Annotated in this window: 19 protein-coding genes; 13 read left to right on the top strand and 6 right to left on the bottom strand. The window is 75.0% G+C overall.

The window, feature by feature from the left end; translation table 11 throughout:
- Positions 1-90: 90 nt before the first annotated feature.
- Complete coding sequence (locus ACFV61_RS02060) at positions 91-2,049, bottom strand: glycoside hydrolase family 5 protein (RefSeq protein ID WP_380489544.1); 1,959 nt, start codon at positions 2,047-2,049, stop codon at positions 91-93.
- Positions 2,050-2,194: 145 nt separating this feature from the next.
- Between ACFV61_RS02060 and ACFV61_RS02055 the strand changes: the two genes are divergently transcribed.
- The 3 genes from ACFV61_RS02055 to ACFV61_RS02045 are packed head-to-tail and all read left to right on the top strand — an operon-like array spanning position 2,195 to position 4,459.
- A complete protein-coding gene (locus ACFV61_RS02055; protein ID WP_079136105.1) occupies positions 2,195-2,719 on the top strand; it encodes a MarR family winged helix-turn-helix transcriptional regulator in 525 nt (174 codons plus the stop codon).
- A complete protein-coding gene (locus ACFV61_RS02050; RefSeq protein WP_380489542.1) occupies positions 2,716-3,585 on the top strand; it encodes an ATP-binding cassette domain-containing protein in 870 nt (289 codons plus the stop codon). The genes ACFV61_RS02055 and ACFV61_RS02050 overlap by 4 nt, the downstream gene beginning before the upstream one ends.
- Positions 3,545-4,459, top strand: coding sequence for an ABC transporter permease (locus tag ACFV61_RS02045; protein ID WP_380489540.1), 915 nt, complete (start codon positions 3,545-3,547; stop codon positions 4,457-4,459). The genes ACFV61_RS02050 and ACFV61_RS02045 overlap by 41 nt, the downstream gene beginning before the upstream one ends.
- Positions 4,460-4,528: 69 nt before the next feature.
- Here the strand turns inward: ACFV61_RS02045 and ACFV61_RS02040 are convergent, their stop codons facing one another.
- On the bottom strand, positions 4,529-5,299 hold the full coding sequence (locus tag ACFV61_RS02040) for an alpha/beta hydrolase (RefSeq protein WP_380489538.1): 771 nt from the start codon (positions 5,297-5,299) through the stop codon (positions 4,529-4,531).
- A 200-nt stretch (positions 5,300-5,499) separates the two neighbouring features.
- Here ACFV61_RS02040 and ACFV61_RS02035 point away from each other — a divergent pair, with 200 nt between their 5' ends.
- Positions 5,500-6,321 (top strand): hypothetical protein, encoded by an 822-nt coding sequence (locus tag ACFV61_RS02035; RefSeq protein ID WP_380375314.1) that lies wholly within the window; start codon positions 5,500-5,502, stop codon positions 6,319-6,321.
- 38 nt (positions 6,322-6,359) lie between these two features.
- On the opposite strand, the gene ACFV61_RS02030 is transcribed toward ACFV61_RS02035, so the two are convergent.
- On the bottom strand, positions 6,360-6,713 hold the full coding sequence (locus ACFV61_RS02030; RefSeq protein WP_063350470.1) for a DUF6401 family natural product biosynthesis protein: 354 nt from the start codon (positions 6,711-6,713) through the stop codon (positions 6,360-6,362).
- A gap of 142 nt (positions 6,714-6,855) precedes the next feature.
- Here ACFV61_RS02030 and ACFV61_RS02025 point away from each other — a divergent pair, with 142 nt between their 5' ends.
- The 5 genes from ACFV61_RS02025 to ACFV61_RS02005 all read left to right on the top strand — a co-directional run bounded on the left by ACFV61_RS02025 (position 6,856) and on the right by ACFV61_RS02005 (position 11,250).
- Positions 6,856-7,782 (top strand): LLM class F420-dependent oxidoreductase, encoded by a 927-nt coding sequence (locus ACFV61_RS02025; RefSeq protein WP_063350471.1) that lies wholly within the window; start codon positions 6,856-6,858, stop codon positions 7,780-7,782.
- Positions 7,783-7,859: 77 nt separating this feature from the next.
- A complete protein-coding gene (locus tag ACFV61_RS02020) occupies positions 7,860-8,570 on the top strand; it encodes an AAA family ATPase (protein WP_063350472.1) in 711 nt (236 codons plus the stop codon).
- Positions 8,571-8,647: 77 nt separating this feature from the next.
- Positions 8,648-9,673 (top strand): zinc metalloprotease, encoded by a 1,026-nt coding sequence (locus tag ACFV61_RS02015; protein WP_380489536.1) that lies wholly within the window; start codon positions 8,648-8,650, stop codon positions 9,671-9,673.
- 221 nt (positions 9,674-9,894) lie between these two features.
- Complete coding sequence (locus tag ACFV61_RS02010) at positions 9,895-10,350, top strand: universal stress protein (RefSeq protein ID WP_380375316.1); 456 nt, start codon at positions 9,895-9,897, stop codon at positions 10,348-10,350.
- A gap of 42 nt (positions 10,351-10,392) precedes the next feature.
- Positions 10,393-11,250: a DNA-formamidopyrimidine glycosylase family protein gene (locus ACFV61_RS02005; RefSeq protein WP_380489534.1), complete on the top strand. Its 858-nt coding sequence runs from the start codon at positions 10,393-10,395 to the stop codon at positions 11,248-11,250.
- Here ACFV61_RS02005 and ACFV61_RS02000 read toward each other — a convergent pair.
- Both ACFV61_RS02000 and ACFV61_RS01995 read right to left on the bottom strand, forming a co-directional pair.
- Positions 11,198-11,833 (bottom strand): hypothetical protein, encoded by a 636-nt coding sequence (locus ACFV61_RS02000; protein WP_063350476.1) that lies wholly within the window; start codon positions 11,831-11,833, stop codon positions 11,198-11,200. The genes ACFV61_RS02005 and ACFV61_RS02000 overlap by 53 nt on opposite strands.
- A 42-nt stretch (positions 11,834-11,875) precedes the next feature.
- Positions 11,876-13,174, bottom strand: coding sequence for a PQQ-binding-like beta-propeller repeat protein (locus ACFV61_RS01995; protein WP_380489532.1), 1,299 nt, complete (start codon positions 13,172-13,174; stop codon positions 11,876-11,878).
- Positions 13,175-13,324: 150 nt separating this feature from the next.
- On the opposite strand from ACFV61_RS01995, the gene ACFV61_RS01990 reads away from it, so the two are divergent.
- Positions 13,325-13,891, top strand: a complete 567-nt coding sequence (locus ACFV61_RS01990) for a Uma2 family endonuclease (RefSeq protein WP_363374503.1) — start codon at positions 13,325-13,327, stop codon at positions 13,889-13,891.
- Positions 13,892-13,903: 12 nt separating this feature from the next.
- On the opposite strand, the gene ACFV61_RS01985 is transcribed toward ACFV61_RS01990, so the two are convergent.
- Positions 13,904-14,233 carry a DUF4326 domain-containing protein gene (locus tag ACFV61_RS01985; RefSeq protein WP_380489530.1) on the bottom strand — a complete coding sequence of 110 codons (330 nt, stop codon included), beginning with the start codon at positions 14,231-14,233 and terminating at the stop codon, positions 13,904-13,906.
- Positions 14,234-14,326: 93 nt separating this feature from the next.
- Between ACFV61_RS01985 and ACFV61_RS01980 the strand changes: the two genes are divergently transcribed.
- The 3 genes from ACFV61_RS01980 (at position 14,327) to ACFV61_RS01970 (ending at position 19,434) form a co-directional block, all read left to right on the top strand.
- Entirely contained in the window at positions 14,327-16,900 is a 2,574-nt protein-coding gene (locus ACFV61_RS01980) for a SpoIIE family protein phosphatase (protein ID WP_380489528.1), read from the top strand.
- Positions 16,901-16,984: 84 nt separating this feature from the next.
- Entirely contained in the window at positions 16,985-18,634 is a 1,650-nt protein-coding gene (locus ACFV61_RS01975) for a sensor histidine kinase (protein ID WP_380489568.1), read from the top strand.
- 131 nt (positions 18,635-18,765) lie between these two features.
- Positions 18,766-19,434, top strand: a complete 669-nt coding sequence (locus ACFV61_RS01970; RefSeq protein ID WP_380489526.1) for a response regulator — start codon at positions 18,766-18,768, stop codon at positions 19,432-19,434.
- Positions 19,435-19,957: the final 523 nt, after the last annotated feature.

The raw sequence follows: 19,957 nt of genomic DNA, 5'->3' as shown, positions 1-19,957 counted from the left end.
TTTTAAAACCCCCCCCGCCCCCCGCCGGCGTCGCCCCCCCGGCCCCCGGGGGGCCCCCGCCCGCCGCCCCGCCCCCCCACAGCGGCGGTGTCAGGCCAGTGGGCGGCAGAGCAGCGCGTCCGGGACGCCGGCGTGCAGCCAGCGCCAGGTGAAGGCGACCCCCGCGACGTACTCGTTCGAGGCGCACTGTCCCTTGTAGGCCCCGGGCGCCCAGTCGCTGGCCGCCGAGTCGGCGCCGGTGGCGGCCGGGGGCCGGTTGTCGCCGTGGTCGAACCAGAGCACCCGGTCGGCCGCGGCGGGCGGCGCGGCCGCGGCCGGGGCGCAGAGCAGGGCGGCCATCGCATCGGCGCGGACGCTGTAGCCGACCGCGAACCGGCCGTCCGGGCACTGGAGTTTGTTGTAGCCGGGCGCCCAGTCGCCGCCGGTGACGTAGCGCTCGTCCGTGACGGTCGTCCAGGCGTCCGGCCCGGTGGCGGGCTGCCCGGCGTCGGTGCACAGGCCGCGGCCGTCACCGCGGCCGAGGCCGATCAGGCGCTGGCCGTCCGGGCAGTTCCCCTTGCGGTTGCCGCTGCTCCAGTCGGGCAGGGCCAGCATCCGCCGGGAGGCGTTCTGGTCGGCGTGGTCGAGGTCGAGCAGGTTCCAGCGGGCGGCGGCCGGCACCGGGCCGGTGTACCCGGGGGCGGCGACCAGCCGGTTCCAGTCCGCGGCGCGCCAGTCGCCCGGGTCCTCGACGCTCAGCCGCCGGCCGGCCCGGTCGTAGTGGAGGAGCGCCCAACTGTCCTGCGGTACACCGTCGTTGTGCCACCCGACCAGCGGCCAGACGGCGAAGTCGGTGTCGTGTTCGGCCAGGATCGCGGTGAAGCGGTCGAACCAGGCCTGCTCCTTGGCGTCGGTCGGGCCCCGCCCGCCCGCGCCGAACTCGCTGATCCAGACCGGGGCGGTGAAGTGCTGCCCGGCGCGGGTGACGAAGAGCGCCTCCTCGTCGACCACGGCAGCGAGTTGACTGGGCGTCAAGTCCTGGTAGCGGGGATCGCCGGTGGCGCCCGGACCGCTGCCCGCGCCGGTGTTGGCCGAGCCGGTGTACCCGTAGAAGTGCGCCGAGTAGACCAGTTTGCCCGAGTCGATCAGGGTGTGGGAGAGCGTGGCCACCGGCTTGAGCATCGGACGGCCGTGCGGCAGGCCCGCCAGCGGGACGCCCTGCCAGTTGATGCCCTCCATGATGATCAGCAGGTCGGGGTCGGCCTGGAGGATCCGGTTGCCCGCCTCCTCGAAGGCGGCGTACGCGTCGTGGCCGTCGCCCAGGCCCCAGTTGGGGTCGTCCCAGGTGTCGCGGCGGACCTCGTTGCGCAGGTCGGCGCCGACCACGCGCTTGTTGGCCCGGTACCGGTTCACCATGAACAGCCAGTCCTGCTCCCACGTCTCGGTGGACTGGCCGCTGTTCCACCGCTCGTTGCCGTCCAGGCCGCAGCAGAACCGGTACCCGGTGGTGTGGTTGTTGAGGATCACCGCGAACCCGTCGGCGGTGAGCGCCGCCACCACCGCGTCGTACACCTGCAGCGGGGTGCTGCCGCGCAGCCCGGGGTTGGCGGCGACGGCGGCGTCCGGGACGGCGGCGGTGTCCCGGATCATCGCGTCCGCGAACGGCAGTCGGACGCTGTTGAGCCCGAGGCTGTGGAAGCCCGCCATGATCTCGGACAGCGGCGCCCGGTCGAGGCCGAGCGGCAGGTTGTACGAGACCTGGCCGGCCTGGTTGTTCGCCGGATCGGTGGTCGAGCCGCTGCCCTGCCACGTGCCCTGCGCGCCGGACCAGTTGCCGGACTTCAACTTGAACCGGTCGCCCGACGCGTCGACGACGTACCGCCCCCGGGTGCTGAGCGGTCCCGCCCAGGAGGCCGCCAACCGCGCGCCGCTGAGTGGCACCGGGGCGGCGGTGGTGGCGCTTTCGGTGGCGATGACCGGGGCGGCGGTAGCGGCAGTGGCCGCCGGCACAACGAGCAGCGCGGACAGCGCCGTTGCCGCGGACAGCGCGCGGAGCGCGAGTCTTCTCATGAGGGTTCCCAGCGGTGAGGGTGGGCGGGTGTCCGTACACGGTCACCCGGGATCCTGGCACAGCCGCGCCCCGCCCGGCAGTCCTCCGGTCCACCCCGTCCGCCCTCTGGACGAATACCTCTCACTGAGAGCTAAAATCGGAGGTATGAGTGCGACACCGGAAACGCTCACCCCCGCACCGGCCGTCGACCTTCCGACGACCCCCGATCCCGACGTGGCCGACGAACTCTCCGCCCTGCTGGTCGGCATCCAGCGCCTGGTCCGCCGCCGGCTGCGGCAGGGACTCACCGAGCCGAGGCTGCGCGGGGCCCAGATCGAACTGCTCCGCCTGGTGATGGACACCCCCGGGCTGCGGGTGTCCGACGCGGCCGAGGAGCTGTGCCTCGCCGGAAACTCGGTCTCCACCCTGGTCAACCAGCTGGTCGCGTTGCGGCTGCTGCGCCGCGAGGTGGACCCGGCCGACCGCCGGGCGGCCCTGCTGTACGCCACCGACGAGGCCGTCGAACGCCTCGCGGTCTGGCGGGCCCGGCGCGCCGCGCTGGTGGGGGAGGTGGTGGCCGGGCTGCCTGCCGACTCCCGGGCGGCCCTGGCCGCCGCGGTGCCCGCGCTGCGCGAGGTGGCGACGGGCCTGCGCACCCGACCGGGCGAGCCGGGGGAGGAGGAGCGATGACTTTCCCGGAGAACGGCGGTGACGAGGCGGTGGTCTGCCGCGGCCTGGAGTACACCTTCCACCACGGGCGCGGGAAGGGCAGCAGCACCAAGGCCGTCGACGGTGTCGACCTGACCGTGCGCACCGGCGAGGTGTTCGGCCTGCTCGGCCCCAACGGCGCGGGCAAGACCACCACGATCCGGGCGATCACCACCCTGCTCCCGGTCCGCGCCGGCATGGTGCGGGTCTTCGGCCACGACCCCGCCCGGCAGCGGATGGACGTCCGCCGGCTGCTCGGCTACGTGCCGCAGCAGCTCTCCGCGGACGGCGGGCTGACCGGTCGGGAGAACGTCGCGCTGTTCGCCCGCGTCTTCGACGTGCCGCACGGCGAGCGCCGCGAGCGGGTCGCCCAGGCGCTGGCCGCCGTCGGCCTCGCCGGAGCGGCCGACCGGATGGCCGGCACCTACTCCGGCGGCATGGTCCGCCGGCTGGAGCTCGCCCAGGCCCTGGTCAGCGCCCCGCGCCTGCTGGTGATGGACGAGCCCACCATCGGCCTGGACCCGATCGCCCGCACCGGCGTCTGGGAGTGCGTCGAGGCGGTCAGCCAGGCCACCGGGATGACGGTGCTGGTCACCACCCACTACATGGACGAGGCCGACCGCTACTGCGACCGGATCGCCCTGATGGACCGCGGCCGGATCCGCGCGCTCGGCACCACCGAGGAGCTGAAGACCGTGGTCCGCGCGCAGGATCCGCAGCTCGCCGACCCCAGTCTGGACGACGTGTTCCGCCACTTCGCGGGCCGCGAGCTGGCCCCCGGCGAGGCCCCGGAAGGAGAGTTCAGCGATGTCCGCCGTACCCGCCGCACCGCTTCCCGCGTCGGCTGAGCCCCCGGGCCCCGCCGCCGCTGCCGCCGCTGCCGCCACTGCCGCCGCGACCGCGACCGCCGCCCGTCCCGACCTCGGCCTGCTGCTGGTCCCCCCGCGCGCCCGCACCGGCTGGCGGCTGGTGCCCGCCCGGACGCTGGCGATGTGCACCGTCGAGCTGCAGAAGCTGCGCCACGACCGCACCGAGCTCTACACCCGGGCCGTGCAGCCCGCGCTGTGGCTGCTGATCTTCGGGGAGACCTTCACCCGGCTCAAGGCCATCCCCACCGGCGGCATCCCCTACCTGGACTTCCTGGCCCCCGGGATCATCGCCCAGTCCGCCATGTTCATCGCGATCTTCTACGGCATCATGATCATCTGGGAGCGGGACTCCGGGGTACTCACCAAACTGCTGGTCACCCCCACCCCGCGCGCCGCGCTGGTGACCGGCAAGGCCTTCGCCGCCGGGGTGAAGGCGGTGATCCAGGCCGTCGTCGTGGTGGTGATCGCCGCCCTGCTCGGAGTCGCGATGACCTGGAACCCGCTGCGGCTGCTCGGGGTCGTGGTCGCCGTGCTGCTCGGCTCGGCGTTCTTCTCCTGCCTCTCGATGACCATCGCCGGCATCGTGCTCACCCGCGACCGCCTGATGGGCATCGGCCAGGCGATCACCATGCCGCTCTTCTTCGGCTCCAACGCCCTCTACCCGGTGGACCTGATGCCGGGCTGGCTCCAGGTGGTCAGCCGGGCCAACCCGCTCAGCTACCAGGTCGACGCCCTGCGCGGCCTGCTGATCGGTACCCGCGCCCACCTCCCGCTCGACTTCGCCGTCCTGACCGTGGCCACCGTGCTCGGCATCACCGCGGCCTCCGCGCTCCTCGGCCGCCTGGCCCGCTGACGCCCGCGCCGCTGCGCCGCTGCGCCGCTGCGCCGCTGCGCCGCTGCGCGGCCGCCGGCCCGTGCGGGGTCAGCCGCGCGGCTGGCGGGGCAGGGCGAGGGTGAGGGCCTCGGGGGAGGCGGGCGGGAGGGCGAGGGCGGAGACGGTCTCGGCGGGGAGCGGGCGCAGACCGAGCAGGGCGGTGGCCAGGCGGGTGGTGGCCCGGTGCCAGTCGGGGATGCGCTGGAGCATGGCGTGGCCGCTGCCGGTGACGGTGTAGCCGCAGACGCGGGCGCCGGCGGCCCGGCTGCGGGCGGCGAAGGCCCGGGTCTCGGCGGGCGGGGTGACCTTGTCGCGGTCGCCGTGCAGCAGGAGCACGTCCCGTCCGGCCAGTTGCTCGCACGGGTCCTCGGCCGGGCACCAGGGGGCGAGGGCGACCAGGCCGGTGACGGCCGGGTGGCCGCCGGCCCGCAGGGCCGCGCGCCCGCCCATCGAGTGCCCGATCAGGACGGTCGGCACCTCGCCCAGCTCCCGGGCCAGCTCGTCGAGGGCGGCGAGGGCGTCCAGCGCGGCGTCGGCGCGCTGCCCGTTCCAGCCCCGGTGGCGGTAGCGGACGGTGCCGACGGCCACGTCGGCGCCGGCGGTGTCCTTGGCGAGGGAGCGCAGGAAGCCGCGCATCCGCAGCAGCGGCAGGTTGACCGGGCCGGGCCGGGCGAGGTTGTGCTCCTCGCCGCCGTGCAGCACCAGGACGGCGGCGCGCGGCGCCTCGGGCCGCACCCGCCAGCGCAGTGCCGGGTGCCCGGCGGTGCTGCCGGCCGTGCTGCCGGTCGTCGTGCCGCCGTCCACCCTGTCGCTGCTCACACCCGCACCGTCCTGTCCCGTCCCGCCCCCGTCCCGTGCCCTTGAACATCACTTTACGCGGGGCGTCTACGGGCCCGTTTCACCCGGGGGGAGCAGCCCGGGGACCAGGCGCGCGCGGGCCGGGCGGGGTGCTGCTATCCACGAAGGGTGGGGGGCCGCACGCGCCGCTCGTGGCGCCGTGTCACCGAGTGGAGGACTCCGTGGCTCAGCAGCTCGCACTCTCCGTGGACTTCGGATCGGGTTTCACCGACGCCTGGTCCAAGATCGCGAAATTCGTCCCGCAGTTCATCGCCTTCCTGGCGATCCTGGTCATCGGCTGGATCGTGGCGAAGGCGATCGCCAAGGTCCTGGACCGCGTGCTGCGCAAGGTCGGCTCGGAGCGGGTCGCCGAGCGGGCCGGGATGGCCCGCCACCTGAGCGGGTCGAACTACGACATGACCGGCATCATCTGCAAGATCGTCTACTACGCGATCCTGCTGATGGTGCTGCAGCTGGCGTTCGGCGTCTTCGGCCCGAACCCGATCAGCGTGATGATCCACAGCATCGTCGCCTGGCTGCCCCGGGGCATCGTGGCGGTCGCGATCGTGGTGGTCGCGATGGCCATCGCCAACGGCGTCCGCGACATCGTGCGCAACGCGCTCGCCGGCGCCTCGTACGGCCGGACGGTCGCCACGATCGTCTGGGCGTTCATCGTCGCGCTGGGCGTGATCGCGGCGCTCGGCCAGGCCGGGATCGCCACCGCGATCACCGGACCGGTGCTGATCGCGGTGCTCGCCACGATCGCCGGTGTGCTGGTGGTGGGTGTCGGCGGCGGCCTGATCCTGCCGATGCGCCAGCGCTGGGAGCGCTGGCTGGACCACGCCGAGCAGGAGAGCGCCAAACTGCGCGGCAGCGCCTACCAGGCGGGCCGGGCGGACGTGCTGGCCAACCAGCCGGCCCGGCCGACCACCCAGGCCGCCCCGGGCACCACCCCGCCGCCGCCCGGCATCGACCCGGGCCGCCCGGGTGACCAGCCGAGCTAGGGCGGGCGTGTCCTGGGTCGTAGCGACCCGCAGCGGGTTCAGGCCCGCAGCAGGCCCTGCTCGCGCACCAGCCAGCAGATCGCGGTCAGCCGGTGCACCGCGTAGTCGTACCCCACCGGTTCCCGCCAGCCGATCTCGGTGAGCGCGTCCAGGAAGCCGAGCGCGTAGTCCGACAGTTCCTCACGGTCCAGGGGCCGGGGCGCCAGCTCCGGCCCCTGCGCGTACAGCAGCTCGCGCAGCATCGCGACGTGCTGGTCGACCATCGCGACGAAGCCGGGCTCGAAGGCGAACTCGGACAGCCGGGGCGTGAACGCGGCGACGATGCCGGGCAGCGGGCAGCCGGCCGGATCGTCGGGGGAGCGCCGGAAGGACTCGTCGGGGGTGGCGAACATCCGTCCACCGTAGGCGAGCGGGTCGGCCGGACCGGCGGCTCGTGACGGTTCCGTGCTGAGACCTTGGCCACCTTCGGGAGCTTCGGCGGCTTGGCCGGTTCTCTGCACCGATCCACGGGTGGTCTGTACCAGAATGGTCCGCATGGATCTCCGCATCTTCACCGAACCGCAGCAGGGCGCGAGCTACGACACCCTCCTGACGGTCGCCCGGGCCGCCGAGGACCTGGGCGTCTTCAGTGCCTTCTTCCGCTCCGACCACTACCTGAAGATGGGCGACGTCGACGGCCTGCCCGGGCCGACCGACGCCTGGATCACCCTGGCCGGCCTCGCCCGCGACACCCGCACCATCCGCCTCGGCACCCTGATGACGGCCGCGACCTTCCGCCTGCCCGGCGTCACCGCGATCCAGGTCGCCCAGGTGGACGCGATGAGCGGCGGCCGGGTCGAGTTCGGCCTCGGCGCCGGCTGGTACGAGGCCGAGCACGCCGCCTACGGCATCCCCTTCCCGAAGGAGAAGTTCGGGCGGCTGGAGGAGCAGCTGGCGATCATCACCGGCCTGTGGAACACCAAGCTCGGCGACACCTTCGACTTCGCCGGCGAGTACTACACGCTGACCGGCTCGCCGGCCCTGCCCAAGCCGGCCCAGGACCGGATCCCGGTGCTGGTCGGCGGCCTCGGCCCGAAGCGGACCCCGGCGCTGGCCGCCCGCTTCGCCGACGAGTTCAACCTGCCGTTCGCCTCGGTGGAGGACAGCGCCGCCCAGTTCGGCCGGGTCAAGGCCGCCGTCGAGCAGGCCGGGCGCTCGGTCGGCGACCTGGTGTACTCCAACGCCCTGGTCGCCTGCGTCGGCCGCGACGACGCCGAGGTGGCCCGCCGGGCGGCCGTGATCGGCCGGGACGTGGACGAGCTGAAGGCCAACGGCCTGGCCGGCACCCCGGACGAGGTCGCCGAGAGGATCGGCCGGTACGCGGCCGTCGGCAGCGAGCGGGTCTACCTGCAGATCCTGGACCTGGACGACCTCGACCACCTGGAGCTCATCGCCTCCCGGGTCGCCCCCCAGCTCGGCTGACCCGCCCGCACGGCACGCCCTGATCCGGCACCGGCCGGCCGGGCCCGGCGATCACCGCTCTTTACTCGCTCTTGGGAATGCGTAATGCTCCAAGGGAGGGAACGGCGCGGGGAGGACCGGTGACCAGGACGAGAACGGCGGAGGCGGCGGCACCCCGGGTGCCGTCGCCTCCTGGACAGGGCCCCGCCGGCGCCCCGCAGGCCTTACGGGTGCAGCCCGGCCTGCACGACCTGCGGACCGGCCCCGCTCCGGTGGCGCTGCACTACCCCGCCGGCGACCTGCTGGTCGTCTCCGGGCTGCCCGGCAGCGGCAAGAGCACCCTGATGCGCCGCTGCGTGCGCGCCCCGCTGGTCGACTCCCAGCTGGTCCGCGAGGAGTACGCGGCCAGGCTGCCCGGCCGCCTCCCGTACGCCCTCTACCGCCCGCTGGCGCGGATCGCGCACTACCGGCGGCTGCGGCGCGCGGTGCTGGCCGGCGGGCCGCTCGCCGTCCACGACTGCGGATCGCTGTCCTGGGTGCGGCTCTGGCTGACCCGCACCGCCGCCCGGCAGGGCCGCCGGGTGCACCTGCTGCTGCTGGACGCCGAACCGGCCGAGGCGCGGGAGGGTCAGCAGAGCCGGGGGCAGAGCGTCTCCCGCTACGCCTTCCTCCGGCACCGGGCCGCCGTCGACAGGCTGCGGCGCCGGCTCACCGGGGCCGGACGGGCGCCGGAGGGCTGTGCGTCGGCCGTGGTACTCGACCGGGCCGCCGCGCGCGCCCTGCGGGAGATCGTCTTCGCCGCGTCGTAGTCTCGGCGGGTCCGCGCCGAGCCGGGCGGGCCCGGGGCGCGGCCGACAATCCGCCAACTCCCTTGTCAGGAGCGCAGATGCGCCGTACTGCCCGGGTGCGCTCGCGTACCCCCCGTCTGTTCCCCTGGGCCGCCGTGCTGGTCGCGGCCGCCGGTCTCAGCCAGCTCGCCGCCCCGGCTCCGCACTCCGCCGCCGTGACCGCCGCGGCCGCCGTGACCGCGGCCTGTGCGGGGTCCGACGCCGACGCCGCCGACGCCGACGCCGCCGCCGTCGATGCCGTCGCCGTCGATGCCGCCGCCCGCAAGCCGGCCGGCAGTCAGGCCGGGCAGGACCCGAACGCCGTCACCGCCGCCGAGGCCCGGGCGATGCAGGCGGACCTCGACGACCGGCTCGCCCAGCTCTCCTCCGCACACGCCCGGGTCGGCGCCCCGACGACGGTGCCGGTGTTCGTCCACGTGATCCACGCCGGTGACGCCGGCCGGCTCGACGGGGGCGTCGTCGCCGCCCAGATCGACCACCTCAACGCGACCTACGGCGGCCAGGGCGACGGCAACACCCCCAGCCCGTTCCACTTCGAGCTGGCCGGCACCGACTACACCGACAACGCCTCCTGGTACGACGGCATGACCCCCGGCTCCGGGACCGAGACGGGGATGAAGAACGCGCTGCGCAAGGGCGACGCGGGCACCCTCAACCTCTACACCGCCAAGCTCGGCCAGTCCCTGCTCGGTTGGTCGACCTTCCCGGGCGCCTACCGCTCGAACCCCGCCGACGACGGCGTGGTCGTCCTCGACGCCTCCCTGCCGGGCGGCGCCGCCTCCCACTACAACGAGGGCAGCAGCGCCACCCACGAGATCGGCCACTGGCTCGGCCTCTTCCACACCTTCCAGGGCGGCTGCCTGCCCCCGGGCGACTACGTGGACGACACCCCGCCCGAGCGCACCCCCGCCTACGGCTGCCCCGAGGGCCGCCGCACCTGCACCGGGCCCGGCCTGGACCCGATCCACAACTTCATGGACTACAGCTACGACTCCTGCATGAGCCAGTTCACCCCCGGCCAGGTCCAGCGGATGGCCGACTCCTGGGCCGCTTACCGGAGTTGAGTCGTCGGGGCTGGTCCGATACCCGGGCATCCTCGCAGAACCGCGGGAGCACAGAACCGTAGAACCACAGAACCGCAGAACCACAGATCGGCCAGGCCATGTGTCATCGATCTGAAGGCAAAACGCCGATCACGGCGTGGCAAATACCGACCACACGCCCGATTTGATCTATGTTCGGGGTGTCGGGACCGAGCAGGAACTGAGCGCCAAGGAGTAACGCCATGAGTGCCAACCCCCGGATCGTCGTCGGCGTGGACGGCTCGCCCGCCTCGGAGCAGGCGCTGCGCTGGGCGGTCGACTACGCACGGGCCGTCGGCGGGACCATCACCGCGATCGCCGCCTGGGAGTACCCGGCGTTCTACGGCTGGGCCGCGCCGAGCGTGCCGTCCGCCGAGGTCTTCAACCCCGAGGAACTGGCCGGCAAGACCCTCTCCGACACCGTCGTCAGGGTCGTCGGCGACGACCCGGGCGTGCGGATCAGCGAGAGCGTGATGCCCGGCAACGCCGCCCAGGCCCTGCTGGAGGCCGCCAGGGGCGCCGCGCTGCTCGTCGTCGGCAGCCGCGGCCTCGGCGGCTTCTCCGGCGTGCTGCTCGGTTCGGTCAGCCGCCACCTCACCGAGCACGCGCCCTGCCCGGTCGTCGTCGTCCGAGAGGGCCAGGTGGCCGAGGGCGAGTAGCGCGCCGCCCCGCCGGGCCGCCGCGCGGTGGAGGATGGAGACATGCCAGAAGGTGACTCCGTCTACCGCGCGGCGGCCCGGCTGCACGAGGCCCTCGCCGGGCAGGTGCTGACCAGCGCCGACCTGCGGGTGCCCGCGCACGCCACCGCCGTACTCGCCGGCCGCCGGGTGCTGGAGGTCGCCCCGCGCGGCAAGCACCTGCTCACCCGCCTCGAAGGCGGCCTCACCCTGCACACCCATTTGCGGATGGACGGCCGCTGGGAGGTCTACCGGCCCGGCGAGCGCTGGTCCGGCGGCCCCGCCTGGCAGATCCGCGCCGTCCTCGGCACCGAGCGGGGCACCGCCGTCGGCTACCGGCTGCCCGTCGTCGACCTGCTGCGCACCGCCGACGAGCAACGCGCCGTCGGCCACCTCGGCCCCGACCTGCTCGGCCCCGACTGGGACCCGGTGGAGGCCGTCCGCCGGCTGCTCGCCCACCCCGGCCGCCCGCTCGCCGAGGCGCTGCTCGACCAGCGCAACCTCGCCGGCATCGGCAACGTCTACGCCGCCGAGCTCTGCTACCTGGCCGGCGTCACCCCGTGGACCGAGGTGCGCCAACTCCCGCGCCCCGACCGGCTGGTGGAGCGGGCCCGGGAGCTCCTCGACGCCAACCGGCTGCGCCCCGGCCACGTCACCACCGGCGACACCCGGCGCGGCCACCAGCACTGGGTCTACGGCCGGGCCGGCCGCCCCTGCCCGCGCTGCGGCACCCTCGTCCGGACCGCCCGCCAGGGCGCGCCCCCGCAGGACCGGGTGGCGTACTGGTGCCCCTACTGCCAGCGCGGCCCGGCCCCGGCCGGTACGGGCGTCAGCTCCGCTCGACCAGGGCCGGGTGACGAGGGTCGTCCACCCGGACGGTGACGTCGGCGGCCTCGGTCGGGCCGGTCTCCGCCTCGTAGCGGGCGAAGGCGGGCAGCGTCCACTGCTGGTCGGCGGGCGTGCGGCGGGCCAGGGCGGTCGGGGTGAGCGCGAGGTGGACGGCCAGCTCCAGCGGCAGCCAGCGGCCGAGCAGCAGCGCGCCGTCCAGCAACAGCACGCCGCCGGGCGGCAGTTCGGCGTACGGGGCGCGGGTCGAGCGGTCCGTCGCCGGGTCGCGCAGCGAGGGCAGGACGCGGCCGCTGGCACCGGGCTCCAGCGGGTCCAGCACCTCGCGCAGCAGGGCGCCGTCGTCCAGCCAGAGGTCGTGGAAGGCGTCCGCGTCCTGGTGGCCGTACTCCAGCCGGATCGAGGCCGGGCGCAGGAAGCCCGCCGCCGACACCCGCAGCGCGGGGCGGCCGCGCAGCCGCAGCGGCTCCACCAGGGCGTCGGCGAGCAGGTCGGGGCGGGCGGCGGGCGCGCCGTCCACCGCGACCCGCAGCCACCGGCCGCCGGGGTCGGACAGCGCGGCGATGCGGTCGGCGAGCATTTCGGCCAGCCGGTCGGGGGAGATCGGGTGTACCTGCATCGGGCCATCCTGTCGTGCCGTGGTGGCTGTGGTGCCGGGCGGTCAGGTGAGCGGGAGGGCGTGCAGGACGTCGTCGTGGCCGGCGTAGAGGTGGTTCGCGTCGACGGCGAGTGACCAGACGTCCTTGCCGGGGCCCGAGTCGAGGAACGTCCAGCGCGGTGTGCCGCTCGCGGTGTCGATCGCGCACACCCCGGCGGCCGCCGGTCCGGGGACGAACAGCGTGCCGCCGGCCACCAGCGGATGGCTGCGGCGGTCCAGCAGGAACGGCAGCCGGTAGGACCACTGCAGTGCGCCGGTGACCGCGTCGTGCCCGGTGACCAGGCCGTTGTCGCGGGCCAGGTAGACCCGTGGGCCGTCGGAGACCGCGGGCATCGCCCGCCACGACTCGCCCCGGCCGGGGGAGACCGTCCAGGCCGGCTCGCCGCCGGGGCGCAGCGCGCGGACGCCGCCGGCCCCGTCGGGGACGTAGACGTGCACCGGGCCGCCGACGCACCAGCCCAGGTCCCCGGCGCCGGGGGCCGTCCACAGCTCCCGGCCGTCGGCGGTGTCCCGGACCACCAGCTCGCTGCCGTTGCCCAGGTTGCGCAGGCACGGGAGGCGGCCGCCGGGCGCGGTGACCGGGGTGAACGGCTGCTCGTTGCGGTCGGTGGGGAGGTGCCACAGCATCGAGCGGTCCGCGACCCGGACGGCGAAGAGCCGGCCGTTCGGCGTCGAGCTCTCCCGCGACCAGTCCCAGACGTAGCCGTACAGGGTGCCGTCGTCGAAGCCGGACAGCTGGACGGAGCCTTGCAGGTCGTCGGGCAGCGGCAGGCTCCAGTCGGCGGCGGGGTCGCCGAGGTGGCGGGCGTCCAGGTGGCCAGGGGAGGTGGTGAAGAGCCGGTCCGGCCCGAGCACCACCTTGCCCAGCACCTCCAGGTCGCTCGGCCAGTTCCCGCGCGGCGGGTCGATGGTGAGCAGCCGCGCCGCCTCGCCGGTGGCCGGGTCCAGGACCTGGAGCCCGGCCCGGGACAGGAACACCGGCCGGGTCGGCGGGCCGGTCAGCCGCTCCGGGGTCATCGCCTCCGGCCCCCGGTACGTCCACAGCGGGGTCGGCCCGGACAGCGCGGTCGGCTGCGGCCTCGGCGGCGGAGCCGGCTGGTCCGCACCCGAACGGCCGAACGCCCACAGCGCCGCGCCCGCCGCCAGCGCCCCGGCCCCCGCCAGCAGCCCGCGCCGGCTCAGCCGCGGCCCGTCACCGCCCCCGCCGACCACGTCCGCGGGCTCCCGCGCGGCGCCGTCCGCCTCCCCGTCCCACTGCCACGACGTCTCGCGCACGGGCCCCTCGGACGACGGCGACTGCATACCGGCTCCCACCTCCCCCGCGGCGCCCCACGCGCCACCACTCGCCCGGAGGATATCGAACAGCCCCCGAACCGCCCGAAACCCCGACCCGGGGCGTACTAGGCTGAGGCACAGCACAGGCCCGCCCAGCAGCCCCGGGGGAGGTACGGCGTGACGGCCGAGATGATCGCACCCGAGTGGATGCACCGGCAGATCAGCAGCGAGCAGTACGACTCCTGGACCGTGGAGCAGTGCGCGGGTATCGAGATCGTCGACGGGATGGTGGCCGTGAGCCCGAGCGCCTCCAAACGGCACAACCGGCTCGCACGGTTCCTGGCGAACGCCCTGGACGCGGCCGGCGGCGCCGAGTGGAACGCCGACACGGACTTCGACGTCAGGCTCCAGGACGTGCCGCTGAACAACCGCCGCCCGGACGTGGTGGTCTACCGGGCGGACACGATCGACGAGTCGCCCACCAGACCCGCGGACGTGCTGCTGCTCGTCGAGGTCGTCTCACCGGGTTCGGAGACCACCGACCGGGTGGTCAAGCTGGACCAGTACGCCAAGGCGGGCATCCCGTTCTACTGGCGGGTCGAGCAGGTCGCCGACGGCGTCCCGATCGTCCATACCTACGTGCTGGACGCGGCGAGCCGTTCGTACCGGGCGGGCGAGCTGTTCACCGGCCGGGTCAAGGCCGTGGTGCCGTACGCGGTGGAGGCCGACCTCTCCGGGCTGTGAGGCGCCCGCCCGTCAGTGCTGCGGGGGGTGGTCGGCGAGGTCGGCGAGGACGTCGGCGTGGCAGGGGAGCGGGGCGCACCAGCAGCCGAGGCGGTGGCCGCGCAGGGGCGGGACGAGGGCGAGCAGGTCGGGGCGGGCGAGGAGGTAGGCGCGGTAGTCGGCGACCATCTGCTCGCGGGTGAGGCCGGGGCCGGGGCGGTAGGGGCAGTGCAGCGGGGACTCGGACAGGTGCCAGCCGCCGCGGTGCATGGCGCGGCCGACGTAGACGACGTCGGCGCAGGAGGGGTCGTCGCGGTGGCCCTTGAGGTTGACCACGGTGGTGCGGCCGGAGGTGGTCGGCATGCCGTCCATGCTGGCGCAACCGGGGCCGACGGGCATCCGGGGCCCCGGGGGGCTCGCCTTGACACGCCCCGGGGCCCGGCGTAGCAAAAGAGCATGCGCCATCCGCACGCGGGCGGCCGTGACCGGGCGGCGCCGCCCGGCCCGCACCGGCCGCAGGAGCTTGACGCCGCCCCGGCGGCGGTCGAGCGGGACGACCTGCTGGCGGGCGCCGTCCGCCGGGCGCTCGGCGGCACCGGGGCGTACGGGGCGATGGTGTACCTGCGCTCGCGGGACGGCCGCTCGCTGGTGCTCTGCACGATCGCGGGCGTACCGCTGTCGATCATGAGCCCGTTCCGGCGGATCGCCGCCGCCGGCCCGCTGCCCGTCGCCGTCAGCTTCCGCACCGGGCGGACCATCACCCTCGCCGACACCGAGGACACCATGCGGCGCTTCCCGCAGCTCGCGGTCGGCATGCCGTACGACTTCGCCTCCGCCTGCGTGCCGGTGGCGGGCGGCGGGGAGCGGTTCGGGGTGCTCAGCGTGTTCTGGCCGGCCTCCGACGACGGCGTCCCGGAGGACGCCCAGCCGCGGCTGGCGGAGGTGGCCGGGCGGCTGGCCGCCGGGCTGGCGGGCCTGGCGGCGGCCGGGCACCCCGTGGAGCCGGGCGGCGACGCTGCCGTGGTCGAGCTGCCGCCGCCGTCCGCGCCGACCTGCCGGGTCGGGATGTTCGACTGGAACGTCGCCACCGGGGCGCTGGCCGCCGACGAGCAGTTCCTCGCGATCTTCGGCCTCGCACCCGACGAGTTCGACGGCACGGCGGCCGCCCTCGGCAGCCGGATCGCCCCCGGCGACCTGCCCGAGTTCCGGGCCGCCGCCCGGACCGCCCTGGCCCTGGGCGAGGTGCTGGCGGCCAGGGTCCGGGTGCTCGGGCCGGACGGCCACCCGTACCCGGTGGAGCTCTGGGCGCGGGTGCCCTCGGCGATCTCGGCGGACGGCCGCACCCATCTGGTCGGCGCCGTGCTGGACGCCCGCACCCTCACCGCGGCCGCGGCCGCCGTCGAGCGACTGCGCGAGGGCGTCTTCTCACTCGACCCGGACGGCCGGGTCGGCTACGCCAACCGCGCCACCGAGCCACTGCTCCAGGCGCGCCGCGAGGACCTGGTCGGCCACCACCTGTGGGACGTGCTGCCCTGGCTCGCCGACCCCTTCTTCGAGAACCGCTACCGGGCCGCCCTGCTCTCCCAGCAGCCCACCGCCTTCCTGGCCGCCCGCCCGCCGGACGGCTGGCTCGCCTTCTCGCTCTACCCCGACACGCACGGCGTCACCGGCCGGGTGGTGGCCGCCGAAGCCCCGCCGGGCGCGGCCGAACCGCGGGCCGCGCCCCCGCCGCCCGCGGCCCGCGGCGCCACCCGGACCGACGCCCCCGCCGGCATCGGCGGCACCTACCACCTGCTCCAGCTCGCCAGCGCGCTCACCGAGGCCGTCAGTGTGCGCGAGGTCTGCCGGGCCGTGGCCGAGGAGATCCTGCCGGCCTTCGGCGGCCAGGAGCTCGCCATCTACGGGGTGCGCGACAAGAACCTGCACCTGATCTCGCAGACCGGCTACCCGGACGGCTTCCTGGACGGCTTCGAGGGCACCCCCGTCGCCGCCCGCATCCCCGGCGCGGAGACGCTCAGCACCGGCACCCCGATCTTCTTCGAATCGGTCCGCGAACTCGCCGCCGCCTACCCCGGCATCGCGCTCGACGAGATGGGCGCCTGGGCCTTCCTGCCGCTGATCGCCTCCGGCCACCCCGTCGGCAGCTGCATCCTCGGCTTCGACCGGCCGCGCCCGTTCACCGCCGAGGACCGCGGCCTGCTCACCGCCCTCGGCGGCTTCATCGCCCAGGCCCTGGAACGGGCCCGGCTGTACGACGCCGAGTTCACCCTGGCCCGCGGCCTCCAGCAGGCGCTGCTGCCGCACCGCCTCCCGGACGTGCCCGGCATCCGGATCGCCGCCCGCTACCTGCCCGGCACCCAGGGCATGGAGATCGGCGGCGACTGGTACGACGCGATCGTCACCGGCGGGGACGTCACCCTGGTGATCGGCGACGTCGAGGGCCACAGCGTCGGCGCGGCCGCCACCATGGGCCAGCTGCGCAGCGCCGTCCGCGCCTTCGCCACCGGTGGCGACCCGCCCGACCAGGTGCTCGCCCGCACCAACCGGCTCCTCCTCGACCTCGACCCCGGACTGCTCGCCAGCTGCTGCCTCGTCCGCCTCACCCCCGCCGACGGCCGCGCCCGGATCGCCCGGGCCGGGCACCTGCCGCCGGTGCTGCGCTTCCCGGACGGGTGGGCCGAGGCGCTGTACGTGCCGGGCGGGCCGCTGCTGGGCGTGGAGGACCTGGCCGAGTACCCGGTCAGCGAGCTGCGCCTGGCGCCCGGCACGGTGGTCGCGCTGTACACGGACGGGCTGGTGGAGGATCCGGCGGTGGCGATCGACCAGGGGGTGGACCTGCTGCGGGCCGCGCTCGGGCGCGGCGAGGAGCAGGGGCCGGACGGCCTGGAGCTGCTGGCGGAACGGATCCTGCGCGAGGTCGGCTCCTCGCACCGGGTGGACGACGTGGCGCTGCTGCTCACGGCCTTCGACGAGGACGTGCCCACGGGCGCGTCCACGGAGGTGCCCACGGAGGTGCCCCGAACGCCGTGAGCGGCGACTTTCGTCGGGGGCGGGGGCGACGAACGGTGGCGGCGGACGGGTGGCGCGGCCCGATAGCCTCGACGGGTGGATGCGATGGCGCGGGCCTGGAAGAAGGCGGTACGGACGGCGTTTCCCGGGCCCTGGCCGCCCCGGCGGGTGGTGGGCCAGGGTGCGCTGGCCCTGCTGATGGGCGGGGTCGCGGTCCTGCTGGAGGTGGCCTCCGGTGTCGGCCACCCGGTCCTGGTGGGGCTGGGGGTCGCGCTGCTGTGGGTGCTGCGGCCGGCCTTCCCGGCGACCGTGCTGGTGCTCACCTCGGCCGCGGCCGGCTGGGCCGTCGGCCCGATGCCGCTGCTGGTCTGCGCGGGCTGGTCGGCCGGGGCGAGGCTGCGCCGGGTCACCGCGCTGGTCGGCACCTTCGTGCTGAGCTGGGTGCTGTTCATGGTGACCGGGGTGCTGAAGGACGCCGGCTCGGCCTCGCCCAAGCTGATCGTCGGGCTCTCGCTCGGCGGCTTCCTGCTGGTCGCCGTGCTGCCCGCGCTGTGGGGCCGCTACCGGGCGCAGCGCCGCGCCCTGCTGGACGCGCTGCGCGAGCGCAACGACCAGCTGGTGCGCGAGCGGGTCATGGTGGTGCACCAGGCCCGGCTGCGCGAGCGGCACCGGATCGCCCAGGACATGCACGACAGCCTGGGCCACCAGCTCGCGCTGATCTCCGTGCACTCCGGCGCGCTGGAGGTGGACCGTACGCTCAACGACCGGCAGCGCGAGGCGGTCGGGGTGCTGCGGCAGGCGGCGGTCGCGGCGATGCGCGAGCTGCGCGAGGTGGTCGGCGTCCTGCACGACGAGTCGACGGTGGTGCGGCCGGCGACGGCCGCGGCACCGGCCCGGGGCGGGGTGGACGGGATCGAGGGGCTGGTCGACTCCTCGCGGGCGGCCGGGGCGCTGGTCTCCTTCTCCCGGGAGGGCGAGCCGCGCCCGCTGGCCGCCGCGGTGGACCACGCGGCGTACCGGATGGTGCAGGAGGCGCTCACCAACGCGCACAAGCACGCCCCCGGCGCGCCGATCACCGTCGCGCTCCGGTACGAGCCGGACGCGCTGGTGGTGGAGGTGGTCAATCCGTGCACGCCGGAGCCGGTGGGCGTGCGCGCCGGCGCGGGCCCGGCGGTCAGCGGCGGCCAGGGGCTGACCGGCCTGCGCGAGCGGGCCCGGCTGGTCGGCGGCATGGTGCACGCCGGGCCGACGCCGGATCAGGGGTTCCGGCTGGCCGGCGTGCTGCCGTACGAGGGGGCGGAGGGCACGGGCGACGGGGCCGCGGCGATCGCCGGGGTCGACGACTGGGTGCTGGACGGCCTGCCGCCGGTCGTCGGGGCGGAGGACGGGCGGCGCAGTCCGGCGATCGGCTGCGCGGTCGGGGTGGGGGCGGTCGGCCTGATCGTGCTGGGGCTGCTGGTCTGGGGCGTGGTGGCCTTCGTTCAGGGCACCGGCGACGCGACGGTGCCGAAGTCGGTGTACGACGGGCTGGAGGTCGGCACGCCGGAGGCCGACGTGCTGCACCGGCTGCCGCCGGGGAACACCTTCTTCACCGACGACTACCAGGGCAGCGGGCCCAAGCCCCCGGAGGGCGCGCACTGCCGCTGGTACCTGTCCGGTGACCTCAGCGACGCCTGGGGCCAGGACAACGTGATGCGGTTCTGCTTCAAGGACGGGCTGCTGGTGGAGAAGGAGCACTACCTCACGAAGTCCTGACCGCCGTGACCGCCCTGACCGCCCTGACCGCGCTGACTGCTCTGACCGTCCTGACCGGGTGGGACGCGGGGTTCGGCCGGATGTGAGGATGGTGTTCCTGCCGCAGCACCGTTCGAGGGGAATGACCAGCCGTGATCCGAGTCCTCGTCGCCGACGACGAGCCGCTCATCCGCGCCGGGATCAGGATGATCCTGGGCTCTGCCGCCGACATCGAGGTGGTCGCCGAGGCCGCCGACGGGCGGGAGGCGCTGGAGCTGGCCCGGGCGCACCGGGTGGACGTGGTGCTGCTGGACATCCAGATGCCGGTCATGGACGGGCTGACGGCGCTCGGGGAGCTGCCGAGGGTCGCGCCCGGCGCGCGGGCGCTGATCCTCACCACCTTCGGGGAGCGCGAGAACGTCCTGCGCGCCGTGACCGAGGGCGGCGCCGGATTCCTGCTCAAGGACACGGCGCCGCACGAGCTGATCCAGGCGGTGCGCGCGGCGGCCGGCGGGTACGCCTTCCTGTCCCCGGCCGCCACCCGGCACATCGTCGACTCGCTGGCCTCCGGGCGCAGCGGTTCGGTGGCCGCCCGCAGCGCGGAGGCCCGGCGCCGGCTGGAGGTGCTGACGCCGCGCGAGCTGGAGGTGCTGGCCCTGCTCGGCGAGGGTCTGTCCAACGCGGACGCGGGGGCGCGGATCCACATGAGCGAGGCGACGGTGAAGACGTACGTCAGCCGGATCCTGGCCAAGTTGGGCTGTGAGAACCGGGTGCAGGCGGCGCTGTTGGCGCGGGACGCGGAGCTCGGCGCCCGGGACTGAGCGCGTCCGACCGGTCGCGGAGCGTGTCGGGTGTGGCGGATGCCACCTGATGGCCCGGCGGAACGGGGAACTCCGGCTTCACTGGTGACGGTGCGTCAACTCGTGGTCGCGGTGGGTGGATGGTGTGCTCGGGCTCACAGGTGGACAGAGGTGAAGGGGGGCGTGAAAGTTGATCAGTTGATCTTGAGAATGCGGTCAAACCTGGTCGAACTGGGCACGGCACCTTGATCAATACCGCCGGTAACAGTCAACTGACCTGCGGAGACCAAGAATTGCTTGCTGCACCCCGAGGTGGCCCGTAGCTTCATTGGCGGTGCAACGAGCACCACCCGGGTTCACCCCGACGCACGGCCCGCCGACCTGACCCCCGGCGCGAGGGCCGTGCCCGCCGACGCGACCAGCTCGAACAGGTCGTCGGCGAGTGGAGGTGGCCGGGGCGGCACGGCACGTCCCAGACGTGTCCGGCCGCCCGTCGAGCGAGGTGAGCGTGACTATCGGCCCGTCATGGGTCTGGTTCCGCCTG

Source organism: Kitasatospora sp. NPDC059817, assembly GCF_042731835.1.
Lineage (GTDB): Bacteria > Actinomycetota > Actinomycetes > Streptomycetales > Streptomycetaceae > Kitasatospora.
Note: the sequence above shows the minus strand (reverse complement) of the source record. Positions and strands in the feature narration are given on the sequence as shown.